Here is a 21,635-nt window from a genome sequence, read left to right as displayed (position 1 = left end):
GCGGTGGTCCTCATGAGGCGCCATCGAGGAACCGCCGGCGGGCGCGGTTGACGGTCTCCGCCGTGCTCATCGGCAGGTCCATTTCGTCCTCACCGTCGTGGATGGCCGCGATGCGCGCGATGTGCGCCTCGGCTTCGGCGTGGTTGCCCTGATGGAAGCTGGTCCACATCGCGTCGAGCAGGACCTGTTCGTCGTCGGGTGCGACGAGCAGGGCAGCGGCTGAGGCGGTGCGGGCCGCGCCTAGGTCGTCGTCGGCGAGAGCGGCGGTGACCACTCGGTGGGCGACGTCGCAGACGGCCGCGGTGAGGGTGAGGTCCAGGCCGTCGAGCCACTCGTAGCCGACCGGGCGCTGGGCGAACGGCGGTCCGGAGACCAGCTGCAGGGCGGCCAGCAGGTCGGGCAGCCCGCCATCGCCGCGGACCGCGGCGCGGGCGCGCAGCTGGCGGAACAGGTCGGCGTCGACCAGCACGCCGGTCAGCGTGTACCGGCCGCTCCTCCCGGAGCTGAGGTGCTTGTGGCCGGTGCCGGGGTCGGTGCCGAGCCAGGCTCGGGCGCCGGCGGTCATCCGGTGCACGTAGGCGCGGGCGCTAACCGGGTCGTTCTTGCCGCCGCCGGCCGGCTGCAGGGCCGTGGCGGCCTCGTCGGCGGAGGCACCGTGCGGGCGGGTGGCGAGGTAGGCGACCGTCTCCTCGTAGCGGCGGCGGTACCCGGACCTGGCGACGGCCGCCTCGTCGCCGTGCGCGCGCAGCGTGACCGGTCCGAGCAAGGTCAGCCGCGGCCGGGCGCAGTCGGATGACCACCAGTCGGCGAGGTCGCGGTCGAGCTGTGTGAGGTCGTCCTCGATCTGTCTGCTCAGGTCGGTCGGCGCCGAGCGCACGGGCGCCGTGGTCGCATCGTCGATCGACGACGACGTCTCGGTGTGCGTGTCGGTCGGCTCGAGCAACCCCGGCTCGGACGCCGCGACGGTGGAGGGCCGGCGTCGGGCCGGCCGCGGAGCGGGCAGCTGGGTCGGCGGCTCGGCGGTGTCCGGCAGGTGCGGGCGGAGGGCGCCGGCGGCGTCGGTGTGGACCTGCCAAGGGCGGCCGCCGTCGGCGCCAGGGATGGGTTCGTCGTGAGAGTCGCGTTCGAAGGCCATCAGCGTGGTGATGTCACGGGCCTGTTCGGCGGTCAGCCGGGGTGCCGGGAGCCGCAGCCCGAGCGCCGGAACGAGCAGCGATCCGTCGTCGGTCAGCGTGAGCAGCCACTCGTCGGTGGGCTGCGTCGGCTCGACGCCGACCACCACGGCAACGGCGGCGCGCCGCTCCCGGTCCCGCAGGGCGGCGGCCCGGGCCAGGTTGCTGTCGTCATCCGGCTGGTGCGGGGCGAGGATGACCTGCGGCATCCAGCCGTCACCTGCTCCGGCCCGGAGCCGCCCGTCCAGCACGTCGTCGGTGTCGCGCTCGCCAGGTTCAAGCAAGGCGGCCTGCAGCCCGGGATCGGCGTCGGTGCCGACCGGGTGGATCCGGTGCGGTGCCAGGTCGACCAGTTCGTCGCCGAAGCCGACCGTGGTGACGGTCAGCAGGTCCGACCAGCTGTTGACGGCCAGTTCGGCGGCCAAGTGCCGGGCGAAGTCCGCACGGCGGTCGGCCGGTCCGGTGACGCACACGGCGCCGATGCGTTCCAGGTCCAGCAACCAGTGGCCTGCGCCGTCGATGCCGAGGGTGACCAGGGTCGGATACGGCGCCAGGCGTGTCCGCGCCACTTGCGCGACAACACCGGTGTCCTGGTCGAGCTGCACCGACCACCACGAGCCGGTGTCGTCTGCGGTCCACGGCGCGGGCGGGGGACGGTCATCAGGGGTGTGCAGCCGGAGGTGGAGGCGACCGCTGTCCAGCCGGGCGGCGGTGACGTCGGGCAGCCGCCCGTCGGGGTCCTCGGAGATCAGCACGGCCAGCTGTCGCAAGGCGCGGTCGAGTGCGGCGTAGTCGGCCCGGCCGGAGGCCGCCGCGGAGGTCACGGCCGCCTGCGTGGCCGACAACTCCCGGGACGGAGGCACCAGCCGTCGACCGGGGCGGCGACGGCGCAGGCGTTGCCGGCGGTGGGCCAGCCAGGCGGCGCCGAGGCCAGCGGCGAGGAGGGCTCCGCTGCCGCTGAGCACGATCGCCAGCTCGGACGACGGCTGTTCTCCGGTGTCGGCGCCCTCGGCGACCGGCGCCGAACGAGGACTCGAGTCACCGGATGGGCTCGGCACCGTCGGTGGCGCGGGGGACGTCGGGTGCAGGTCTGCGGGCGCGGTGGGGTCGTCCTCGTGTGACGGCGACGGCTCCAAGGGCTCGTGTCCGCTCGGCGAGGTCGGCACTGGGGACGGCGTGGCGGAGGGCGGGAGGTCGAGGAGCTGCCCGGGGCGGATCAGGTGGGGGTCGGTGAACCGGCCACCGCCCGGCTGGGCCTCGCCGGCGTTCAGGTCGAAGATCGGCCGCCAGCTGTCCAGGCCATGGTGCTTGGCGATGTCGGCGAGGGTGTCGCCGGGCCGCACGGTCACCTGCTGCGCCGTCCCGGAAGTGCTGGCATCGGCGGGCAGGACGAGCACCCAGCCGGGGCGGAGCAGTCCCGGGTCCGTGAGCGCGCCGCCGTCGGGTTGGGGCCGGTCGCGGTTGAGTTCGAGGATCTCCGCAAACCGGGTCCAGTCGCCCAGGTGGCGAGCGGCGATGCGGCCGAGGGTGTCGCGCGGTTGCACCGTGTAGGTGGGTCCGGCCGCAGCGGGCACCGCGGGCCGGGTCTCCGGCACCGGGACGGGCGCAGGCCGGGGCTCCTCGGTCGGCTGCTCGGCGACGGCCGGTGGGCCGGCCAGGGCGGGGGCGGCGAGCAGGGGCGCGCCACCGACGCCGACGACGGCGGCCACGAGCAGACCGGCCAGCTGCTGGGGTGCGGCCAGGCCGGGCAGCCGCAGTGGCGGGAGACCGCGCAGCTGGGTGGTGAGCTCGAGGGTCACCGACAGGGCGAAGACCGCCCACGCGGCCCAGCCGATCAGGACGAGGAGCCCGAGGAAGACCGTGCCGGTGTCCGGTCCGGCCAGCGTGGCGGTAATCTGCGCCCAGGAGGGCAGCTCGTCGGGCAGGTAGGCGCCGCCGAGGTGCCACAGCCCGGCCGGAACGCCGACGACTGCGGCGAGGAGCACGGCGAGGGCGAGGAGACGGCGCAGCGGATTGAGGGTCCGCAAGGGCGCGGTCATGGGGCGGCTCCCCCGTTCTGGTCGGTGACGAGGTCGGCGGTGCCGGTGCCTTCGACGGTGAGGGTGGTGATGCCGATGAGGCCGAGGAACGTGGTGGGCTCGCTGATCGTCGTGCTCACCTGCAGGGTGTCGCCGTCGACGACGGTGACCGCGCCCTGCACACCGCTGCGCTCCAGGTAGTTCTGCACGGCGGCGACCGCGGCGGCCGGGTCGACCCGCACCTGCCCAGTAAGGGCAGCGGAGAGGTCGAGGGCCTGGCCGCCGGCGCGGGCGGCCTCGTCGGCGATGGCGTTGGCACGCTGGGTGGCCGCCACCTTGGCGCCGCCATCGACGGCCAGGCCGACGATCAGCAACAGGCCGGGGACGAGGACGGCGAGGAACACGCCGATCGCACCGCGCTCGGGGTCCTGGCATCGCACGGGCGGAGGCGGGGTCATCGTTCGCGGTAGGCGTCGACGGGGCTGGTGAAGGCGGCTTCCACGGTGACCGTGCCAGGTAGGCCGGGGGCCAGCAGATCGGCCATGCCGACGACGCAGGTGACGGTGACGGTCACGTCACCGGGCTGGCCGGGCGGTGCTGCGAAACCGGAGGTGTCGACGTCGATGCTGGCGTTCTGGCAGCGCAGGTCCTGGGCGGCCAGGGTGCGTTCGGCCTGCCCGCCGGCCAGGGCGCCGGCCGTGCCGGCGTCACGGGCGAGGGAGGCCTCCCGGGCGGCGGCGCGGGCGGCCTCCTGGACGCCCCCCTCGGCGATCTGGGTGCGTCCGGCGAGGACGGCGAAGGCCGCCAACAGCAGAAACGCCGGGGCCAGCAATGCCAGCTCCACCGACACCGATCCCCGCTCTCCCGCCTCGGCGCTCACGGAGTGGGCCGTTCGACGGGGCCGACGGCGGTCTGGGTGACCGACCATCCCGACAGGCCGGGGAACAGGCTGATCGAGGTGCCGGTCACGGTCACTGCAACCGTGGTCGCCGATCCGGTCACGGCCACGTCCCGGCTGGAGAGCAGGTCCGCGGCGGTCTGGTCGAGGAAACCCTCGGCCGCCGCCTGGGCGCGCGCCGTCGAGGCGGGCTGCACCCGTCCTTCGCGGGCCCCTTCCTGCGCGGCTCCGAGCGCGACGGAGCGGGCGTAGAACCACAGAGCCGCCTGGATGAGCGTCATCACCAGCAGCAGCACGACGGGGAAGGTGACCGCCAACTCCACCGACGCCGCGCCGCGCTCCCCGGCCGGCCCCCGCAGCGCCCGCCGGCTCCGCTGGCCGCGGGCAGAGCGAGGCCGGGACGGCGGTGTTGGGCCTCGTGGGTTGGCGGGGCGGGGCACGGGACGACTACTGGATCTGACCGGAGCGGGAGGTGACCGCGTTGGCGATCACCGCCACGAGGGCGACGGCGATGCCGATCAACGCCACGGTGATGATCACCTGCTCGACCGACAGGGATCCGCGCTCGGGCTCGGCACGCAGGGCGCGGAGCCGGTCGTGCAGTGCTGCCGCGAGGGCGGTCAGGGTGTCCAGCAGGGGCGTCATCGAAGGTTCCTTCCGGTCCAGGGGGTACAGGTCAGCTGGCCATCAGGCGGGCCAGGGCGGGATAGAGGAACAACAGCAGGAAGGCGATCGACAGCAGCGCCACGGGGGCGGTGAGCTTCTCGCTGGCGGTGTTGGCCGCCGCCTCCTCCTCGGCCAGCAGCTGCACCCGCAGCGACTGGGCGCGGGCCCGCAGCGTCGGGGCGATCGACGCCCCGTCCTGCGCAGCGACCGCGGCGATGTCGGCGACGTCGGCCAGCTCCCCCACGCCGGTGTCGGCGGCCAGCCGGCGCAGCCCGTCCCACGGCGGCTCGCCGGCCAGCCGGGCGGCCACCAAGGCGTCGGCGACCCGGCCGAACACCCACCCGTCCCCCAGCGCAGCGGCCCGCTCCAGGGCGATGGTGGGGCCCTCGCTGGCGTCGCGGCGGAGGCTGACCAGGTCCAGGTAGGAGCACAGCGCCCGGCGCATCTGCCCGCGCGCCTCGGCGGCCTGGTCGCGCACGACGACGTCGACGACGAGGAACAGGACCCCGGCCAGCGCCAGTGACCCGGCCACCGGGACCACGACCGGCAGCCGGACACCGGCCGCGCCCAGCGCAGTCGTGAGCAGCGGCACGAACAGCGCGCCGAACGCGGCGGAGCCGATCTTGCGGGCGGCGTAGCCCTCCGGCGTCCAGCCGATGAGTGCCAGCGCCTGCGCCGGTGCCCGTAGTGCGCTGGCGGGCAGCTGGGACGCAGCCCATGTCCCGGCGCGGCCGGCCGCCCGAGCCCACTGGTCCCCTGTCTGCGCACTGGGCGCGACGGGGACGGTGGCCCGCCCGTCCAGGCGGGCCAGCGCGTCAGCCAGGTGCGGCTGGTCGACCACCAGGGCCGCCCGCAGCAGCAGGAACGCCCCGAGCCCTGTGAGGGCGCCGAAGCCGATCAGGAGCGCCTGCACGCCGCTCACCGCGTCAGCACCTCCTCCGGCTCCGGCTCGGCCCGCCCGGTGCGGTCGGTCAAGAACCGGGGGGACTGCTCGGGGGTGGTCAGTCGGCGCATCCAGAGCAGGCAGCCGACGATCAGCGCCGCGATGGCGGCCAGCACCATCTGCCCAAGCGCGGTGCCGTAGGGGGTCAGATAGTCGCCGTTGAGTGCGGCCAGCCCGGCCGCGGCCACGGTGATCAGCAGCAGCCAGCGGGCGTTGGCCCGGGGCTTGGCGCGGTCGGCCTCGACCTTGCGGCGCATGGTCACCTCTTCTGTGAGGCTGCCGGCCAGCTCGGTCAACACCCGCGCGAGCCCGGGGCCGCGCAGCTCCGCGCCGAGCAGCAGCGCGGCGACCACCAGGTCCCCGGCGGCGTCGTCGAGGTCGTCGGCGAAGGCCAGCAGCGCCCGTGACGCGGGCCAGCGGGCCTGTAGCCGGGCGGCCAGCGTCGCCACCTCGGCCTGGATCGGCGCCGGTGCGGTGTGCGCCGAGCGGATCAGCGTCTGCTCTAGGCCGCCGCCGGCGGCGAGCACGTCGGAGGTGCGGCGCACCCACTCCTGCAGCGCCTCCAACCGCTCAACCGCGGCGTTGCCGCCGGCGAACTGTGCGAGTAGCCACGGCACGCCGACCACCGCCAGCCCGACCAGCACACCGCCCACCGGCCACCCGGTGGCCAGCCACACCGTGGCCACCGCACCGGCCGCAGCTACCTGCAGCGCCCGTTGCCGGCGCGCCAGGCCAGGGTCGGCCGGCGCCGCGGGATGCGGCCTGCGCCGGCGCGGTCGGGCAGGCGGGTCCGAAGCGGTGAGCGCGTGGGCGGCCAGCAGCAGGCCGCCGACCAGCAGCGCCCCGCACACCGCGGCGAGCAGTCCGGTGCCGCTCACCGCCGCCCTCCTGCGCCGGCCCAATGCGCCTGGCCGGCGCGCAGCCACTCGGGGTCGAAGCCGACCCGCACGTAGTCGGCCAGGTCCACCGGGTCGTGCTCGGGCACCGCCCGCCCGTCCGGTCCGGGCGCGAAGACCTCGGTGAGCGCCGGGCGCCCGCCCTCACCGACGCCGTTGCACTCCACAACCTGGCTGATGAACCGGTCCCGCCGCCCACCGACCCAGCGTTCGTCCACGGTGGCGATGTGCACGACCAGGTCGACCGCGGAGGCACAGGACCGGTAGGCGTGCTCCGGGGTCACCGCCGCTCGGCCGCGCATGCACAGGTTCGCGAGGCGCTCGAAGGCGTGCCGGGCCGAGCGGGCGTGCAGCGTGCAGGCCGAGCCGCCCTCACCGGCCTCCATCACCTCGATCAGCGGCCAGGCCTCCTCGCCGCGCACCTCGCCCAGCCACACCCGGGACACGTTCATCACCAGCGCCTGCTCGACCAGCTCGGTCAGCGTCACCTCGCCCAGGCGGCGGCCGTCCGGGCCGCGCTCGCCCGTGCCCTCCCGGGCCTCGAAGGACACCACCCTCGGGTGCCGGTCGGGCAGCTCGTGCAGCAGCAGCTCGAAGTGCTTCTCGATGGTGGCCAGGTTCTCGCTGACCGGCAGTTCGTTGGCCAGCGCCCGCAGCAGCAGCGTCTTGCCCGCGCCCTGCCCGCCGGTGACCACGATGTTCTTGCGCGCCCGCACCGCCGCCCGCAGGAACTCCGCCAGCGGCCGGTCGATTGCGCGCAGGCCGACCAGGTCGTCGAGGTCGACGTCGCGGATCCGGTGCCGCCGGATCACCAGCTGCGGGCGGGGCACGGTCTCGATCACCGCCGCCAGCCGCGACCCGTCGGGCAGGCGCATGGTCAGCAGTGGACTGGCCGTGGTCAGGGTCCGCTCGGCGCGGCCCAGCCGGGCGGCGATGTGCTGCAGCTGGCGGACCAAGTCCTCGTCGGAGTCGGCGATCGGATCGACCCGGACGTCGCGGCCGTCGGCGTAACCGATCCACACGTTGTCGTGCCCGTGCGCCTCGATGTTCTCCACGGCCGGGTCGTCCACGTAGGGCTGCAGCCGGCCCAGGCCGAACTGCGCGGCGAACACCGCCTCGGCGATCGCCCGCTCGTCGTTGGCGGAGGGCACCTCCTGTCCGGCGCGCATCCGCTGCCGCACCAGTTCGTCGATGCCGTCGGCGATCAGGGTGCGGGCCAGCTCCTGCTGCGCTTGGGCGCTCAGGGTCGGGCGACGCTTGAGCTCCTCTGCCAGCGCCGTCGCCGCCGTCGCGTGCAGTCGGCGGACTAGAACCCAGTCCACCGGCGCCGGAGACTCGAACCGTTCCCGAGGACCGCCGCTCACCGTGCGGCCGGTCGCGTCCTCAGCGGCCACGGCCGCCTCCGACGGTCGTGGCCGACACCGCCGGCGTCGTCGGTGGGGTCAGCCGGGCCTGCTGCGCAGCAGCATGGTCGGCCAAGCGAGCCGCCGTGGACCGGGCGGCCCGCGGCAGCGCCGACTGGCCGAACAGTCGGCCGGCCGGTGCGCCGTCGCTGAGCACCGCCGCCGCCTTGGCGTCCCGCGGCAGCGCGCCGACGATCGGGACGCCCAGCGCCTGGCCGATCTCCTTCTCGCCGTAGGGCTCCCCGGGTGCCACGACGAGCGCCGTCACCGCTGCGGTGCCCTGGGCCGGCCCGGTCCCTTCTCGGCGTAGCTCGGCGACGGCCAGGGCCGCCGCCCGCGCGGCCCGCAGCGTCGACCCGGTCACCACGACCACGGCGGCGGCCCGCTGTGTGACGGCGGCCGGGAAGTGCTCGGCGCGCAGCCGCCCGCAGTCGGCCAGCACGTCGACGGCGCCGTCCTCCACCGACGCCAGGGCGGCGGCCAGCCGCTCCCAGTCGATGTGGCGGGCGACGGCGGGATCACCGAGGCCCGGCAGCAGCCGCGCGCGCCCCGACGTGTCCAGCCGCAGGAGGTGCTCGTCCAGGTGCCCGGCTGGTCCGCCGCGCCGCGCCGCCAGCGCGAGCTCAGCCAGCCCGCCGCCCGCTGTCTCCGCCCGCCCGTAGCCGGCCAGCACGTCGCCGCCGGCCGGGTCGAGCTCGGCCACCACTACCGGCCGCGGCCAGGACAGCCCCAGCGCCAGCGCGCTGGTGGTCACCCCGGGCGCGCCCTTGGCCGAGCACAGCGCGATCAACACGGCAGCCGCCCGTTCACTCGCCGGCCACGACGACGATGGCGACCAGGCCCGCGGCCGCGCGGGCCGCGACGTCCGGCCCGTCGGCGGCGTCAACGAGCACGTCGACCACGCGCAGGCCGTCGGTGCCCGGCGACCCGGACCGCACCACCGTGGCCGGCACCGTGCGCGGCGCCACCGGCGCGGTCGGCGACTGCGCTCCCCCGCTGCCGGCGACCGGGACGAGCAGGACGTCGTCCCCGGGCCGCAGTGGCGTCGTGGGCAGTTGCACTGCCGAGACTCCGACACCGACCAGTTGCTGACCCGCAGGCGGGAGTGGCTGCTCGATTAGGGCCTCGCGGGTGAGCAGCGATCCCGGCGTGAGGGTGGTGGCGGCGACCATGCCGATCACCTGGTCACGCTGGGCATACGGGATGGGCGTCAGCACCGGGTCGGCGGACACCCGCGCCTCTACCAGGTCGGCCGCGGTGAGCTGCTGCCCCCAGGGCACCTCGCGCGCGACCGCGATGATCGAGGACGTCGCCCCCAGCGACGTGGCCAGGTAGGCGGCACCCAGGGCACCGAGCACCACCATGGTCAGCGCCAGGGCCAGCAGGGCCGGACGACGGCGGCGGCGCGGTGGCGGCAGCGCCGGCGCCCGCGACGACCCGTTGACCGCCGCTGCGCGATCCGGCGGGCTGGTCCTCGGGGGCTGAGTGCGGGTCACCGACTGCCGCCGTCCTGGTTGAGGACGTGCAGCTCGCCGACGACCAGATCGGCCGTCGCCGACAGCTCGAGGGTCTCGGTGCCCGACAGGCCGCCACCGGACCAGGTGATCGTCCACGTGCTCGTCGCCGTGACCGGCCATGCACCGCCCGGCACGTGCCTGCTCGATGCCTGTGCGTAGACATGGCCGCAGTCCGGGGACTCCCCCTCCGCCCCAGGCGGGTAGGGGGTCCCGGCGCCACAGGACACCGTGGTGCCGTCCCCCATGTCCCAGACGATGCGGCTCAGCCGCCCCACCGCCGTCACGGTCAGGCCACCGGCCGATGCCGACTGCTCGACCGGGCCCACGGTGGCGCCAGTGCGCTCCGTCCACATCCACACCGGCAGGCCGACCAGTCCGCTGGTCGACCCGGGGGGCGGCGCCATGCGGATCTGTGGAGCGCTGAGCTCCATCGCGGAGATCGCCTGCTCGGCGAGCACCCGCGGGTCGATGGCCGGGCCAGCGGGAGGATCGGTGCCGCTCGCGACGAACACCAGGTCGGTCCGGTAGCCGGACCCGTAGCCGTCAGGACGGGGGCACACCTGCAGATAGACGCTGCCGTCTGCTGCGGTGCGGCCTTGCCAAACGGGGTGGGACTCAGGCGGTTGCGGAGTCGCGGGCCCGTAGGTGCACGGGTCGGGCGGCGCTGTCTCAGCGGTGCCGCCCGACCCGGTGCTCACCGGTACGACGTCACCGTCGGCGCCGACCCCGTCGTCCGAACCGGTGGTCGCAGCGACGATCAGGCAGACGCCGGTCAGCGGATCCTTCCTCGCACACTCGACCGGTGGCGCACTGGCAGCGACGGCCGGGGAGCCGAGCACGGCCAGCAGCGTGACACCGACGGCCAGCCCGGCCCGGCGGATCAACACGGCTGATCCGTGAGGGGGTTCAGAGTCGTGACCAGCCACGGCGCGTTCGGCTCGGACTCGTAACGGATCACGGTGACGTCCCAGACATAGCGCGGCGGGGTGCCGGGCGGGACGACCTCACCGGTATCGACGTCGATCACCTGTGTACTGCTGCTGTCGTAGCAGCCGGTGATGCGTACCGACGGCCCTCCTGCCGCAGCCAGCTGGACGTTGGCAACCTCCGTCTCGACCCGGGTCTCGCCGTCCTGCCGGAGCCCGATGGTCGCGAAGTCGCGGACCGACTGAACGGCTAGGAACGCGGCAGGGTCGGCGGCGTGGCGGCGGATCTCCGTCTCCCAGTTGCCTGCGGCCGGCTCCTGACGCGCGCTGTCCGTCACGCGGAGCATCTCCTGGAGCGCCGCCGTCGCCGCCTCGCCCGCCAGGTCCTCGGGCGTCGGGGACTCGGTCGGTGCCGATGACGTCGCCGTACCGGGCGCTGCTGCACTGGGAGGGTCCTCGTTCCCACCGCAGGCAGCGAGAAGCAGGGAGCCGAGTCCCAATGCCACGCCCACCCGCCGGGAGGCCGTCATCCCCGACACACCATGTCGAGTGGCCGCCGCTGACCGGGGCTCCGTCGTTGTCCAACTGGGCATCGCTGAGCGCACGCGGGCACCAGGAACGACACCGTGGACAGGGTCGCCACGTTGGCCACCGGCACCTCCCAGGCAAAGAGTGGAGGGAAAATACCCCCAACAGTGCCCATGGGGACAAGCCTCTTCTCCGGTGAACCTCCTGTTCGGACCTCCGGTAGACCTCCTGGTCAGCCTCCGGAGGACGCCAGGGCCGCGTTGTCGCTCCGGGACCGACGCACCGCGGCCTCCACGCGAGGGACGTCCACACCGAGGACCTGAGCGATGGCGGTGACCACCCGGTCCGAAGGATCGACGCCGGGACGGCCGTCCTCGAGCCGCACGTAGGTCATGACGGACAGGCCGGGAGCGGTCAGCTCGTTCGTGGCGAAGCCGGCCGCCAGACGGAGCGCCGCCAACGGTGGGTCGCCCGGATCGACGTCGAGCAGGTGATACGGGCTGACGTGCAGCGCGGCCGCCAGCCGGGGGATGAAGCGAGGGCGTGGACGCTCGAGGCCCAGCTCCCACACCCGGATGCGCGCCGGACTGGACAGGTCCAGCCGCGTTGCCAGCTCCTCTCGAGTCAGCCCCACGGCCTCACGGGCAGCCCGCAGACGGTCTCCTCGAAGCAGCGGCCGCGCCATGGCAGCTCCCCCATGTCACCCGTTCGGTGGACACCCGCCCGTGGCGCTGGACCCTAGCGCCCACCACAGCCATGACGCTTTGCGCCCAGCGCGACTCGGCTTTGCACTCGGTGGCCACATGACCAAGCCGAAGGCCGTACGTGAGCCGTGAGGGCGGTGGGCGCGGATACCGGAGGTGAACAGGAGGACGGTGTGCCAGGGCCCCCGTCCTGACGCTCCTGCCGGCTCATCGGCGGCGCAGCGGTGATGTTCCGCGTCAATGTCCGGTGGCCAGGATGCCGGTGTCGGTGAGGGACTCGGCGACCTCGTGCAGCCTGATCCACCGCCGCGCCCGGGCACGGCTGTGGGCTGCGACCAGCGCAGCTGACCCGTCGGCGATGCGCCTACAGGCAGTTCACCCCTGGCCTCAGCAAGGTCACCACCACGGCTTTCCTGCGCCGAGGTCCGGCGATGCCGCCCGCCCTCGGCAACGTCGTAGGCCGAGCGGTCCACGGCGAGACCCGCTGCGTAAATCAGGGGTTTTTCATGGCTTGTTCCCCAGCTGAACCAGCTCGCACGGCACTGAGCTGGGCATTTGAGCCGACGGGGGGACTCGAACCCCCAACCGCCCGATTACAAGTCGGGTGCGCTGCCAGTTGCGCCACGCCGGCGGGACATGGGCACAAGGTCCCGGGACCAGGATAGGGACAACGCAGGGGACGACCGGTCACCGCGTGCCCGGACTACGGGTGATGACGGCCCCGCACACAGCGCGCGGACGTCGGGTCGGGACGGCTGCGGGACACGGTCGACGGCTCTGCGGCGCGGCACACGACCTCCTCCCGGCGCCGGGGCCGAGCGGCCGTCGCGAGGTCGGTCAGCGCCGGGACACGCCGGGCTGGTCCAGTTCGCGGCCGGCGGCTGCCAGCACGGCCTCACGGACGCGGTCGAGCGTCGCGGAGCGCAGCCGCCACTGCTGCCAGTACAGGACGACGTCCACCGCGGCGGCCGGGTCGAGGGGAACCAGCTCCGCCGTCACTCCGCGGGCCTGGAGGTCGGGCACCATGCCCCAGCCCAGGCCGAGGGTGATGGCGGCCACGAAGTCCGCTGCGGCCGGCACGTGGTGCACCGGCGGGGCGACGTCGGACCCGACCTGCGCGTGCAGGTAGCGGTACTGCAGGTCGTCCTTGCGGTCGAAGACGACGACCGGGGCGTGCGCGAGCGCCTCGGCGGTGGGGCCGGCGGATAACCAGCGCCGCACGAAGGCGGGAGTTGCCATCGGCCGGTAGCGCATGCCGCCCAGGCGGGTGGAGGTGCAGCCGGGCACCGCCTCGGCGTCCGCGGTCACTGCCGCCATGACCGTGCCGGCGCGCAGCAGGGCGCTGGTGTACTCCTGGTCCTCGCGGTACAGGTCGAAGCAGACGTCGCCGGCCAGCGGCGCCAGCGCAGGCAGCACCCAGGTGGCCATCGAGTCGGCGTTGACCGCGATCGGCAGCGTCGGCACCCCCTCGGGCGAGGGGTTCCCGCCGAGCTCGCGGGCGACGTCGGCGGTGAGCAGCTCCAGCTGCCGGGCAAGGCGCAACACCGCCTGCCCGGACTCGGTGACCTGCACCGGCTTGGTCCGCACCAGCAGGATCCGGCCGGTCGCGACCTCCAGCGCGCGCAACCGCTGGCTGATCGCCGACGGGGTCACGTGCAGCGCCCGGGCGGCGGCCTCCAACGTGCCGCCGCGGACGGTGGCGTCCAGCGCCCGCAACTGCGCCAGGTCCAGGTCCACGAACAGGGATGCTAATGATGCATGAGGATGTTGAGCTGGACCGCGGCCGGACCGCTTCCTACCGTCGAGGCGTGTTGACCCCTCCGGCGCTGCTCGCCGTCGCGTCCGGGCTCGCGCTGGGCCTCGGGCTGATCGTCGCCATCGGCGCCCAGAACGCCTTCGTCTTGCGGCAGGGGCTCCGCCTCGAGCACGTGGCCGCGGTGGTGGCGGTGTGCGCCCTCTCCGACCTCGCGCTGATCTTCGCCGGGGTGCTGGGTGCCGGCGCGGCCCTGTCGCGGGTGCCGTGGCTCATCCCGGTGGTGTGCTTCGCCGGGGCGGCGTTCCTGCTCTGCTACGGCGTGCTGGCCGCGCGACGGGCGCTGTGTCCCGAGGCACTGCTGCCGGACGCCGCCGGCGCCCGCACCGGGCTCGCGGTGACCGTCGGCACCTGCCTGGCGCTGACCTGGCTCAACCCGCACGTGTACCTGGACACGGTGGTGCTGCTCGGCTCGATGGCCTCGACGTACGGCGAGCACCGGTGGGAGTTCGCCGTCGGCGCCGGTCTCGGCAGCACGATCTGGTTCACCGGCCTCGGCTACGGCGCCCGCCGGCTCCGGCCGGTGTTCGCCCGCCCGGCGGCCTGGCGGGTGCTCGACGGCGTCATCGCCGCCGTCATGGCGGCCCTCGCCGTCTCCCTGGTCGTCCGTGGCGTCAGCGGAGCCTGAGGTCGGCAGCAGCCGCCCACGCGTGTGAGATCCCGGTGCCGCAGTCAGCGGTTGCCGGCTGGGACCCTGGAGGACCTGTGATCGACGTCGAGCTCCCGCCCGGACCCGCCGCGGGTGCGCTCGCCCGCGGGTTCGCCGCGTGCCTGGCGTCGGTCACCGAGGTGCCGGTGACCGACCTGCCGCGGCCCGGCGAGGACCTGGCGCAGGCACTGGGCGCCTGGCGGGGCTGGCTGGCCGAGCGCGGGTCGGGGCTGGTGCCCATCGCCGACCCCGTGCGCTTCCAGTGGGCCGGGTGGTGGATCGCCGTCGTGGAGCAGGAGGCCGGGGCGGAGGTGGCCGTGCTCGCCTTCGGCACGCCGCCGGGCGTCGTGCTCAGCCCGCAGGCGCCCGCGCTGCTGGGTCGGGCCACCGCGGACCTGCGCATCCGTGAGGCCCATGCCGTCGCCTCCCTCGACCCGGTGCTGCGCCGGCGGCAGGCCGGAGCGGACCTGCGCGGCACGGTCGAGGGCCTCGCCGTGGCACCCGCGGCCGAGGCCCCGATGCAGCTGCTGGAGGTCGACCTCGGCTGCGGCGCCGGCGCGCTGCTGCCCGCGCTGCTCGCCGAGCCCGCGTTCACCGTGCGTCGTCGGCAGCTGCGTCGGCAGCTGCGTCGGCGTCCGTGGGTCCTCCGGCCGCGGTCACCGGCGGCGCGGTGGCGTCGTCCAGCGCCTCGGCGTCGTCGACCTCGGCGAGCCGCTCGATGGCCCGGCGGGTCAGCGCGGTGCGGTGCTTGAGGTACCGGCGGGTGATCAGCTCCCGGTCCGGGTGGGCGGCCAGCCAGCCGCTGCCGGCGCGCAGCAGCTTCTCGACCTCGTCGGTGCCGATCCAGTGGTGCTTGGCGTCGTCGAGCACCGGCAGTGCGACGTAGAGCTGGTTGAGCGCGTCGGCGAGCCGCAGCTCCCCGGTCAGCCGCAGGTCCACGACCCGGGAGTCGCCCCACCCGGGGACCGCCTCGTCGAGCGGTACCGCCGTCGCCTCGACCCGCCAGCCCAGCGGGGCGAAGAAGCGGTGCGCCATCTCCGCTCCGCCACGGCAGGACAGCGCCGGGACGTGCACCTCCAGCGGCAGCGCGACGTCGACCAGCTCCGGGCGCTCCCTGCTCACGCCCCGGCGGGCGCTGGCGAACACCTTGCCCAGCGCCACGGCCAGCAGGCTGAAGGCGGCGTAGGGCCGGTCGTTGACGTACTGCGCGAGCGCCGCGCCCTCGGTCCCCCCGGCGCGGGCGGTGCGCACGAGCCCGACCGGGTCCACCTCGAGCAGCAGCGCCACGGTGCAGCGCTGGTCGGTCGCCTCCGGGTAGAAGACGTGCGCCGTGCCCGTCGAGACCTCGACCCGCTGGGCCCGCGCGGGGTTCCTGTGCAGCAGGAAGCCCAGGTCGGTCGCGGGCAGGTGGGTGGTGGTCAGCGTGACGAGCACGCCGCAGTGTGACCGCCCGGCAGCACCCGGTCGACCGCTTTCGCCCGGCCTCGTGACGGAGCGACGACCCCCTCGCCCCCGCCGCTCGCGAGCTCACGGCCGGACATCCACCGACCAGCCGCTTGGCCGTCGGCAATGGGGCTGGGCACTACACCTAGGCGGCGGCGTCGCCGTGCTTGAGGTCGCCGCTCGGGTCGCTGCCGGCCAGCGGCAATCCGGAGAGCCACCGGGCGAAGCCGTCGGGGTCGCGTCGCTCGAGCTCGTCGAGGGTCTGCTCCCGCCGGACGACGATCGCCTCGCGGGTGCCGGCGTCGAGCGGACCGGACAGCGCCGTCGTCGTCCGGACCCACTCGCGGCCGAGGTCGGCGGTCGACAGCGAGGACACCGGCGGCAGCGGGGCCGCGGGCCGGCGCGCCGGGGCGACGGCGGTCGGGGACGCGACCCCGATCCCGGCACCGCGACTGCGGAGGAGCCAGACGACGGTCCAGGTGCCCACGGCGGCCCCGGCGACCAGCAGGGTGAGCACCGCCCCACCGAGGACGGCGGTGCCGGAGAGGACCAGCAGCACCCCGACGGTCGCCACGCCGGCCTTCCAGGCCGCGTCGACGACGGCGGGATTCCCCGGCCGGGACTCCCGGGCCACTCCGGCTGCCAGGCAGGCGGAGACCACCGCGGTGAGCCCCACCGCGACCAGGCCGGGCGGTCGCAGGGCCAGGCCACCGACGACGGCCAGCCCGGCGCCGACGACGGCACCGGACCAGAACAGGAGGCGGGGAAGCGGACCACGGGTGGACACGGGGGCACCCTCCAGGAGCGGGGCCGGACACAGGGGGCAGGCGGTCACCGGCGGAGTGGCCGCCCGGATCCCGCCCTTACCCCGCCGCACGAGTCTTGCACCCTCCGTGGCGGCGCGGGTCTCTTCCCTGCGGCGCTCCTTGCGAGGACCCTCGACGTCAACCCACGGGGGACGACCGTCATCCGGAGGTGCCCGTGCCCACGACGACCCCCATCCCCGCCGGGACGCAGCCCACGCCCGGCTCGGCGGACGACCGCCCACAGGCGCCACCCCTGGTGGTCGGCGCCGACGGCAGCGAGTGCGGGCTGCGGGCCGTCCGATGGGCCGCCGAGGAGGCCGTCCGCCGCGACGCACCGCTGCGGATCGTGCACGCCACCCCGCACCACGGGCACCGGGGCGTGGCCGGCTCCGCGCCCCCCGAGCTGCCGCGCGCCCGCGGGGCCACGGCCCAGGCGTACACGGTCGTCCGGCACACCGCGCCGTCGGTCGCCGTCACCACCGAGGTGGTCCCCGGTGACCCGGTGGCCGCGCTGCTGCGGGCGGCCGAGGACGCCCAGCTCGTCGTCCTCGGGATCACCACCACCGGCGCCGCCGACGAGCTCGTGCTCGCCTCCGTCGCCCAGCGGGTGGCCGCCCGCTCACCCCGCCCGGTGGTCGTCGTCCCCCGGTCCCGGTCGGGTGGCACCGGCTCCCGCCCGCACGTGGCGGTGATCGGCCTCGGCGAGCACGAGGACGACGAACCGGTCGCCCTCTTCGCCGCCGAGGAGGCGCTGCGGACCGGCCGGCCGCTGCTGGTGCTGCACACCCGGTCCGACGACGGTGGCGAGTGGGCCGCGGACTCCCCGCGGTGGGCCGAGCGCTGGCCGGACCTGCGGCTGACGCACACCCCGGTGCCCGGGCCGACCGGCGGCCGGGTGCTGGCCGCGGCCTGCCCCACCCCGTTGCTCGCGATGACCGCGGGCCACGGTGGGCTGCTGCACCGGCCGATGGACGGGCTGCACCGCTGGCTGCTGCGGCACTGCACCTCGCCGATGGCCTTCGTGCCGCCGGTGCACCGGGTGACCGGCAAGGAGCCGCGCGAGGAGATCATCGCCGTCGGATAGCGGACCCCCCTGCCCCCCTCGTAGAACGGCCCCGTCCCCCTCACCGTTCGCAGGCTCACGGTGAGCCTCTGGACGGGGCGGGTCCCTGCAGAGGGGCCGTTCCAGTACGTCACCAGGGGGGCCGGGCAAGATCGTCACCCGTGGGTTCCTCCGTCGTCGACCTCGGCCCCCGGCTGGTGGTGGCGCTGGTCCTGCTGACCGCGCTCGCCGCCGCGGCCGGCCGGCTCTCCGGCCTCGGGCTGGACCGGCCGGTCGTCGTCGCGGCGGTGCGCGCGACGGTCCAGCTGGCCGTCGTGTCGGCGATCCTGCTCGCCGTCGTGCGATCGCTGGCCCTGTCGGCGGTGTTCGTGCTGGTCATGGTGGGCGTCGCGGCGGTGACGGCGGCCGGGCGGGCCACCGGGCTGGCGGTCCGCGACGCGGGCGCGGCCCGCCGGGTGGGCACCGCCGCGGTCCCCGTGCTGGTCGGCGCGGTCCCGGTGGTGGCCCTCGTGTTCGTCAGCGGCACGGTCCCGCTGCGCGGTGAGGCGGTCATCCCGATCGCCGGGATCCTCGTCGGTGGGGCGATGACCGCGACGTCCCTGGCCGGCCGCCGGCTGCGCGAGGAGCTGGCCGCACGGCGCGGGGAGGTCGAGGCCGCCCTCGCGCTGGGGCTGGTGCAGCGCGACGCCGTCGGCGAGGTGCTGCGGCCCGCCGCCTCCACCGCGCTGGTGCCCCCGCTGGACCAGACCCGGACCGTCGGGCTCGTCACGCTCCCCGGCGCGTTCGTCGGGGTACTGCTGGGTGGCGGCAGCCCGACGGAGGCCGGCGCGGCCCAGCTGCTGGTGCTCATCGGGCTGCTGGCCGCGCAGGTCACCGCTGCGTGGACGGTGGTGGAGCTGGTGGCGCGGGGCCGGCTGCTCCCCGACGTCCCCCGGTGACACGCCCAGGGACCTCACAGGGGACCGCAAGCGCCGGGGCAGCCGCTCGGACAACAGTGGTCGTCGGAAGGCGGTGGACGGCCGCCCACGAGGAGGACGAGGACACGTGAACCCCTACGGCACCCCCCACTCGGCGTCGGGCAACTGGGCGCCGCCGACGTGGCCCCCGCAGCCTCCCGGCGGACACGCGGCACCGGGGCAGCCGGCCACGGGGTCCGCCGCGCCGGGTTCCCCCCTCCCCGGGCAGCCGCCGTTCGAGCAGCCGGGCCAGCCGGGCCCGCTCGCACCGGCGCCCGCACCGTCCCGCCCGGCGAGCCGGTGGCGGATCGGCGTCGCCGGTCTGCTCGCCGGGGCGCTGATCGGGGGCGGCGCCGGTGCGGGCGTGGCCCTGCTCGCCGACGGGTCGGACGGGAGCACCGGCGGCGGCACGGCCGCCGTGCAGAACGTCACCATCACCAACCCGGAGACGGCGACCGCGGTCACCGCGGCCGCGGCCAAGGCCGCCCCCAGCGTGGTGACCGTCTACGTCACCGGCGCCTCGGGATCGGGCAGCGGGTCCGGCGTCGTCCTCAGCGAGGACGGCTACGTGCTGACCAACAACCACGTGATCAGCCTGGACGGCACCGGTTCGGCGGTCGTCTCGGTGCGCACCTCCGACGGCACCCTCTACGACGCCACCGTCGTCGGCACCCAGCCGGTGTACGACCTGGCGGTGCTCCAGCTGGAGGGCGCCTCCGGCCTGATCCCGGCGACCTTCGCCGACTCCGACGACGTGCAGGTCGGCGACCTGGCCGTGGCGATCGGCGCCCCACTGGGACTGTCGGACACGGTGACCGACGGCATCATCAGCGCCACGGGCCGGGCCGTCGCCACCGGCTCCACCGAGGGCGACGCCACCGTCATCGACGCGCTGCAGACCGACGCGGCGATCAACCCCGGCAACTCCGGCGGAGCGCTGGTCGACGGCGCCGGCGAGGTGGTCGGCATCAACACCGCCATCGCCACGGTCGCCTCCGGGGCGCCGGGCCAGTCGACGGAGAGCGGCAGCATCGGCGTCGGCTTCGCCATCCCGGGCAACACCGCGAAGCGGATCGCCCAGGAGCTGGTGGCCGACGGCTCGGCCGAGATCACCTACCTGGGCGTGAGTGCGCAGACCGCCGCGGACGCCGACCAGCCCGAGGTCGGCACCGGCGCGCAGCTGGTGCAGGTGCAGCCGGGCACCCCGGCGTCCGACGCGGGGCTGCAGTCCGGCGACGTCATCACCGCGGTCGGCGACCGGGTCGTGACCACCTCGACCGAGCTGACCGCCGCCGTCCGCAGCGCCGCCCCCGGCGACGAGGTGACCCTCACCGTGCGCCGCGGTCAGCAGACCGAGCAGGTCGATGTCACCCTCGGCGCCACCGAGGGCTGATCAAGGACCTGGCAACGGACTGGAACGGCCACCCTTCAGGGCCCCGCGCCGAGCCTGTGAGGCGCGGGGGGAGGGGTGGTCCTTCTCCTAGGCTGGGACGGGTGTCGTCGAGTTCCCCGCGCGCTCCGCTGGCCGCCTCCCTCGACGACCCGGAGCGGGCCCGCGACCTGGCCCACATGAAGCGGCTGGCCACCGGGCTGTTCCTGGTCGCCGCCGCCGTCTTCCTCGGCTGCGTGCTCCTCGGCGAGGACGCCGGCGCCTGGGTCGGCTACGTGCGGGCGACCGCGGAGGCCTCGATGGTCGGGGCGCTGGCCGACTGGTTCGCCGTCACCGCGCTGTTCCGGCACCCGCTGCGGCTGCCTATCCCGCACACGGCGATCATCCCGCGCAAGAAGGACCAGATCGGCGCGAGCCTGGGCACCTTCGTGCAGCACAACTTCCTGACCCGGTCCGTGGTCGAGGACAAGCTGACCACCATCGACGTGCCCAGCCGGCTGGGCGCCTTCCTCGCCGCGCCAGGGCGCGCCGAGCGGCTGGCCGGGGACGCCGGAGCGGTGCTGCACTCGGTCGCCGGACTGCTCAAGGACGACGACCTGCGGCCCGCCGTCGCCGGCCTCGTCGACCGCAAGCTGCACGCCACCCCGGCCGCCCCGGTGGTGGCCCGCGCGCTGGAGCTGGTCGTCGACGGCGACCGGCACCAGGAGGTGCTCTCGGCGGGGCTGCACGGGCTGGCCCGGTTCCTGCAGGACAACCGCGTCGTCTTCCGCGCCCAGCTGGGTGACGCCTCCCCCGCCTGGGTGCCCGACTGGGTGGACGACCGGGTGTTCGACCGCGCCTTCGCCGGGATCCAGGACTTCCTCGAGGAGGTCGGCGAGGACCCCCGCCACGAGCTGCGCCGGGCCTACGACGCCCGGCTCCGTGCCTACGTGCACGCGCTGCGCACCGACCCGGGGACGGCGGCCCGCGTGGAGGACCTGAAGAAGGAGCTCCTCGAGCACCCCGCCGTCCGGACCTGGTCCGGTTCGCTGTGGACCAACCTCAAGGACGCCGCCCTCGCCGCGGCCGCCGACCCCGACTCCGCGCTGCGGGCCCGCGTCGCCGAGCTGATCCGCGAGGCCGCCCGGCTGCTGCAGAGCGACCCGCGGGTGCGCGAGCTGGTGCAGCGGCACGCGCACACCGTCGCCGGCTCCCTGGTCGAGCGCTTCTCCGGCGACGTCGCCGACCTGGTCGGCAGCACCGTCGCCCGCTGGGACACCGAGGAGACCAGCCGCCGGATCGAGCTGCAGGTCGGCCGGGACCTGCAATTCATCCGCATCAACGGCACCGTCGTCGGCGGCCTGGCCGGGCTGGTGATCTACACCGTCGCCCAGCTCCTCGGCTGAAGCAGGACCCCCTACCCTCCCCCACCGCTCGCAGGCTCGCGGCGGGACCGTGCAGGGGGCCTGAGGTGCCCCGGACGGGGCCCCTCAGCGGTCGGCGCGCCGGTCCCACAGGGCAGCGGCGAGGGCGAGCGCTCCCCAGGCGGCGGCGGAGGCCCCCAGCGCGGCCGCCCTGCCCCGGTCCGGCACGGCCGAGGGGAGGACGGCCGCGTCGGCGCAGTCGCTGAGGACCCGCGCGGCGGCGGCCAGGTCGCGGACCCGGCCGTCCGGTGCGGTGAGCATCGCCAGGCCGATCGCGACGTCCCGTGCGCCGAGGGCGCGGACGAGGGCCCGCGTCTGCGCGGTGTCGGGCATCCCGGTGGGGCCGACGAGCACCCGGGGCGCGACGACCAGGGCGGCCGAGAAGGCGGCCGTGGCGGCGCCGACGACAGACGTCAACGAGGGCATGTCCCCAACCAACCA

The 21,635-nt window shown here is 75.3% G+C and carries 22 protein-coding genes and 1 tRNA gene; 5 read left to right on the top strand and 18 right to left on the bottom strand.

Annotated features, from left to right (window positions below; all coding sequences use genetic code 11):
* Positions 1 to 10 precede the first annotated feature (10 nt).
* The 15 genes from GOBS_RS03400 to GOBS_RS03330 all read right to left on the bottom strand — a co-directional run bounded on the left by GOBS_RS03400 (position 11) and on the right by GOBS_RS03330 (position 13,408).
* The gene (locus GOBS_RS03400; protein ID WP_012946896.1) at positions 11 to 3,211 is read right to left on the bottom strand and encodes an AfsR/SARP family transcriptional regulator; all 3,201 of its coding nucleotides are present in this window, start codon (positions 3,209 to 3,211) and stop codon (positions 11 to 13) included.
* Entirely contained in the window at positions 3,208 to 3,630 is a 423-nt protein-coding gene (locus GOBS_RS03395) for a TadE/TadG family type IV pilus assembly protein (protein ID WP_243697631.1), read from the bottom strand. The genes GOBS_RS03400 and GOBS_RS03395 overlap by 4 nt, the downstream gene beginning before the upstream one ends.
* Positions 3,631 to 3,644: 14 nt before the next feature.
* The gene (locus tag GOBS_RS03390) at positions 3,645 to 4,040 is read right to left on the bottom strand and encodes a TadE/TadG family type IV pilus assembly protein (RefSeq protein ID WP_243697630.1); all 396 of its coding nucleotides are present in this window, start codon (positions 4,038 to 4,040) and stop codon (positions 3,645 to 3,647) included.
* 26 nt (positions 4,041 to 4,066) lie between these two features.
* The gene (locus tag GOBS_RS03385; RefSeq protein ID WP_041241306.1) at positions 4,067 to 4,411 is read right to left on the bottom strand and encodes a TadE family protein; all 345 of its coding nucleotides are present in this window, start codon (positions 4,409 to 4,411) and stop codon (positions 4,067 to 4,069) included.
* A 124-nt stretch (positions 4,412 to 4,535) separates the two neighbouring features.
* Positions 4,536 to 4,733 carry a hypothetical protein gene (locus tag GOBS_RS03380; RefSeq protein ID WP_012946892.1) on the bottom strand — a complete coding sequence of 66 codons (198 nt, stop codon included), beginning with the start codon at positions 4,731 to 4,733 and terminating at the stop codon, positions 4,536 to 4,538.
* A gap of 31 nt (positions 4,734 to 4,764) precedes the next feature.
* Positions 4,765 to 5,676: a type II secretion system F family protein gene (locus tag GOBS_RS03375; RefSeq protein ID WP_012946891.1), complete on the bottom strand. Its 912-nt coding sequence runs from the start codon at positions 5,674 to 5,676 to the stop codon at positions 4,765 to 4,767.
* Complete coding sequence (locus GOBS_RS03370) at positions 5,673 to 6,575, bottom strand: type II secretion system F family protein (protein WP_012946890.1); 903 nt, start codon at positions 6,573 to 6,575, stop codon at positions 5,673 to 5,675. Before GOBS_RS03370 ends, GOBS_RS03375 begins: the two co-directional genes overlap by 4 nt.
* Positions 6,572 to 7,987, bottom strand: a complete 1,416-nt coding sequence (locus GOBS_RS03365; RefSeq protein WP_012946889.1) for a TadA family conjugal transfer-associated ATPase — start codon at positions 7,985 to 7,987, stop codon at positions 6,572 to 6,574. Before GOBS_RS03365 ends, GOBS_RS03370 begins: the two co-directional genes overlap by 4 nt.
* Complete coding sequence (locus tag GOBS_RS03360; RefSeq protein WP_012946888.1) at positions 7,977 to 8,789, bottom strand: CpaE/TadZ family protein; 813 nt, start codon at positions 8,787 to 8,789, stop codon at positions 7,977 to 7,979. Before GOBS_RS03360 ends, GOBS_RS03365 begins: the two co-directional genes overlap by 11 nt.
* 13 nt (positions 8,790 to 8,802) lie before the next feature.
* Positions 8,803 to 9,492 carry an SAF domain-containing protein gene (locus GOBS_RS03355; RefSeq protein WP_012946887.1) on the bottom strand — a complete coding sequence of 230 codons (690 nt, stop codon included), beginning with the start codon at positions 9,490 to 9,492 and terminating at the stop codon, positions 8,803 to 8,805.
* A complete protein-coding gene (locus tag GOBS_RS03350) occupies positions 9,489 to 10,400 on the bottom strand; it encodes a hypothetical protein (RefSeq protein ID WP_012946886.1) in 912 nt (303 codons plus the stop codon). Before GOBS_RS03350 ends, GOBS_RS03355 begins: the two co-directional genes overlap by 4 nt.
* Entirely contained in the window at positions 10,394 to 10,777 is a 384-nt protein-coding gene (locus tag GOBS_RS03345) for a hypothetical protein (RefSeq protein ID WP_012946885.1), read from the bottom strand. Before GOBS_RS03345 ends, GOBS_RS03350 begins: the two co-directional genes overlap by 7 nt.
* 422 nt (positions 10,778 to 11,199) lie before the next feature.
* Positions 11,200 to 11,652 (bottom strand): helix-turn-helix domain-containing protein, encoded by a 453-nt coding sequence (locus GOBS_RS03340; RefSeq protein WP_012946884.1) that lies wholly within the window; start codon positions 11,650 to 11,652, stop codon positions 11,200 to 11,202.
* Positions 11,653 to 12,229: 577 nt separating this feature from the next.
* Positions 12,230 to 12,302 (bottom strand) — tRNA-Thr (locus GOBS_RS03335).
* 206 nt (positions 12,303 to 12,508) lie between these two features.
* A complete protein-coding gene (locus tag GOBS_RS03330; RefSeq protein ID WP_012946883.1) occupies positions 12,509 to 13,408 on the bottom strand; it encodes a LysR family transcriptional regulator ArgP in 900 nt (299 codons plus the stop codon).
* Between the two features lie 71 nt (positions 13,409 to 13,479).
* Here GOBS_RS03330 and GOBS_RS03325 point away from each other — a divergent pair, with 71 nt between their 5' ends.
* Positions 13,480 to 14,112 carry a LysE/ArgO family amino acid transporter gene (locus GOBS_RS03325; protein WP_012946882.1) on the top strand — a complete coding sequence of 211 codons (633 nt, stop codon included), beginning with the start codon at positions 13,480 to 13,482 and terminating at the stop codon, positions 14,110 to 14,112.
* A gap of 612 nt (positions 14,113 to 14,724) precedes the next feature.
* Here the strand turns inward: GOBS_RS03325 and GOBS_RS03315 are convergent.
* The gene (locus tag GOBS_RS03315; protein ID WP_049788129.1) at positions 14,725 to 15,567 is read right to left on the bottom strand and encodes a 3' terminal RNA ribose 2'-O-methyltransferase Hen1; all 843 of its coding nucleotides are present in this window, start codon (positions 15,565 to 15,567) and stop codon (positions 14,725 to 14,727) included.
* 154 nt (positions 15,568 to 15,721) lie between these two features.
* The gene (locus tag GOBS_RS03310; protein WP_012946880.1) at positions 15,722 to 16,363 is read right to left on the bottom strand and encodes a hypothetical protein; all 642 of its coding nucleotides are present in this window, start codon (positions 16,361 to 16,363) and stop codon (positions 15,722 to 15,724) included.
* Positions 16,364 to 16,557: 194 nt separating this feature from the next.
* Here GOBS_RS03310 and GOBS_RS25130 point away from each other — a divergent pair, with 194 nt between their 5' ends.
* The 4 genes from GOBS_RS25130 to GOBS_RS03290 all read left to right on the top strand — a co-directional run bounded on the left by GOBS_RS25130 (position 16,558) and on the right by GOBS_RS03290 (position 21,176).
* Complete coding sequence (locus GOBS_RS25130) at positions 16,558 to 17,466, top strand: universal stress protein (protein WP_012946879.1); 909 nt, start codon at positions 16,558 to 16,560, stop codon at positions 17,464 to 17,466.
* 140 nt (positions 17,467 to 17,606) lie between these two features.
* Positions 17,607 to 18,383 carry an ABC transporter permease gene (locus GOBS_RS03300; RefSeq protein WP_012946878.1) on the top strand — a complete coding sequence of 259 codons (777 nt, stop codon included), beginning with the start codon at positions 17,607 to 17,609 and terminating at the stop codon, positions 18,381 to 18,383.
* Positions 18,384 to 18,489: 106 nt separating this feature from the next.
* Positions 18,490 to 19,794, top strand: a complete 1,305-nt coding sequence (locus GOBS_RS03295; RefSeq protein WP_012946877.1) for a S1C family serine protease — start codon at positions 18,490 to 18,492, stop codon at positions 19,792 to 19,794.
* 101 nt (positions 19,795 to 19,895) lie between these two features.
* Positions 19,896 to 21,176, top strand: a complete 1,281-nt coding sequence (locus GOBS_RS03290; RefSeq protein WP_012946876.1) for a DUF445 domain-containing protein — start codon at positions 19,896 to 19,898, stop codon at positions 21,174 to 21,176.
* Positions 21,177 to 21,260: 84 nt separating this feature from the next.
* Here GOBS_RS03290 and GOBS_RS03285 read toward each other — a convergent pair whose 3' ends face one another.
* Complete coding sequence (locus GOBS_RS03285; protein ID WP_012946875.1) at positions 21,261 to 21,620, bottom strand: hypothetical protein; 360 nt, start codon at positions 21,618 to 21,620, stop codon at positions 21,261 to 21,263.
* Between the last annotated feature and the right edge of the window lie 15 nt (positions 21,621 to 21,635).

This window comes from Geodermatophilus obscurus DSM 43160 (assembly GCF_000025345.1).
GTDB classification, from domain to species: Bacteria; Actinomycetota; Actinomycetes; order Mycobacteriales; family Geodermatophilaceae; genus Geodermatophilus; species Geodermatophilus obscurus.
This window is presented reverse-complemented; position numbering and strand designations above follow the sequence as displayed.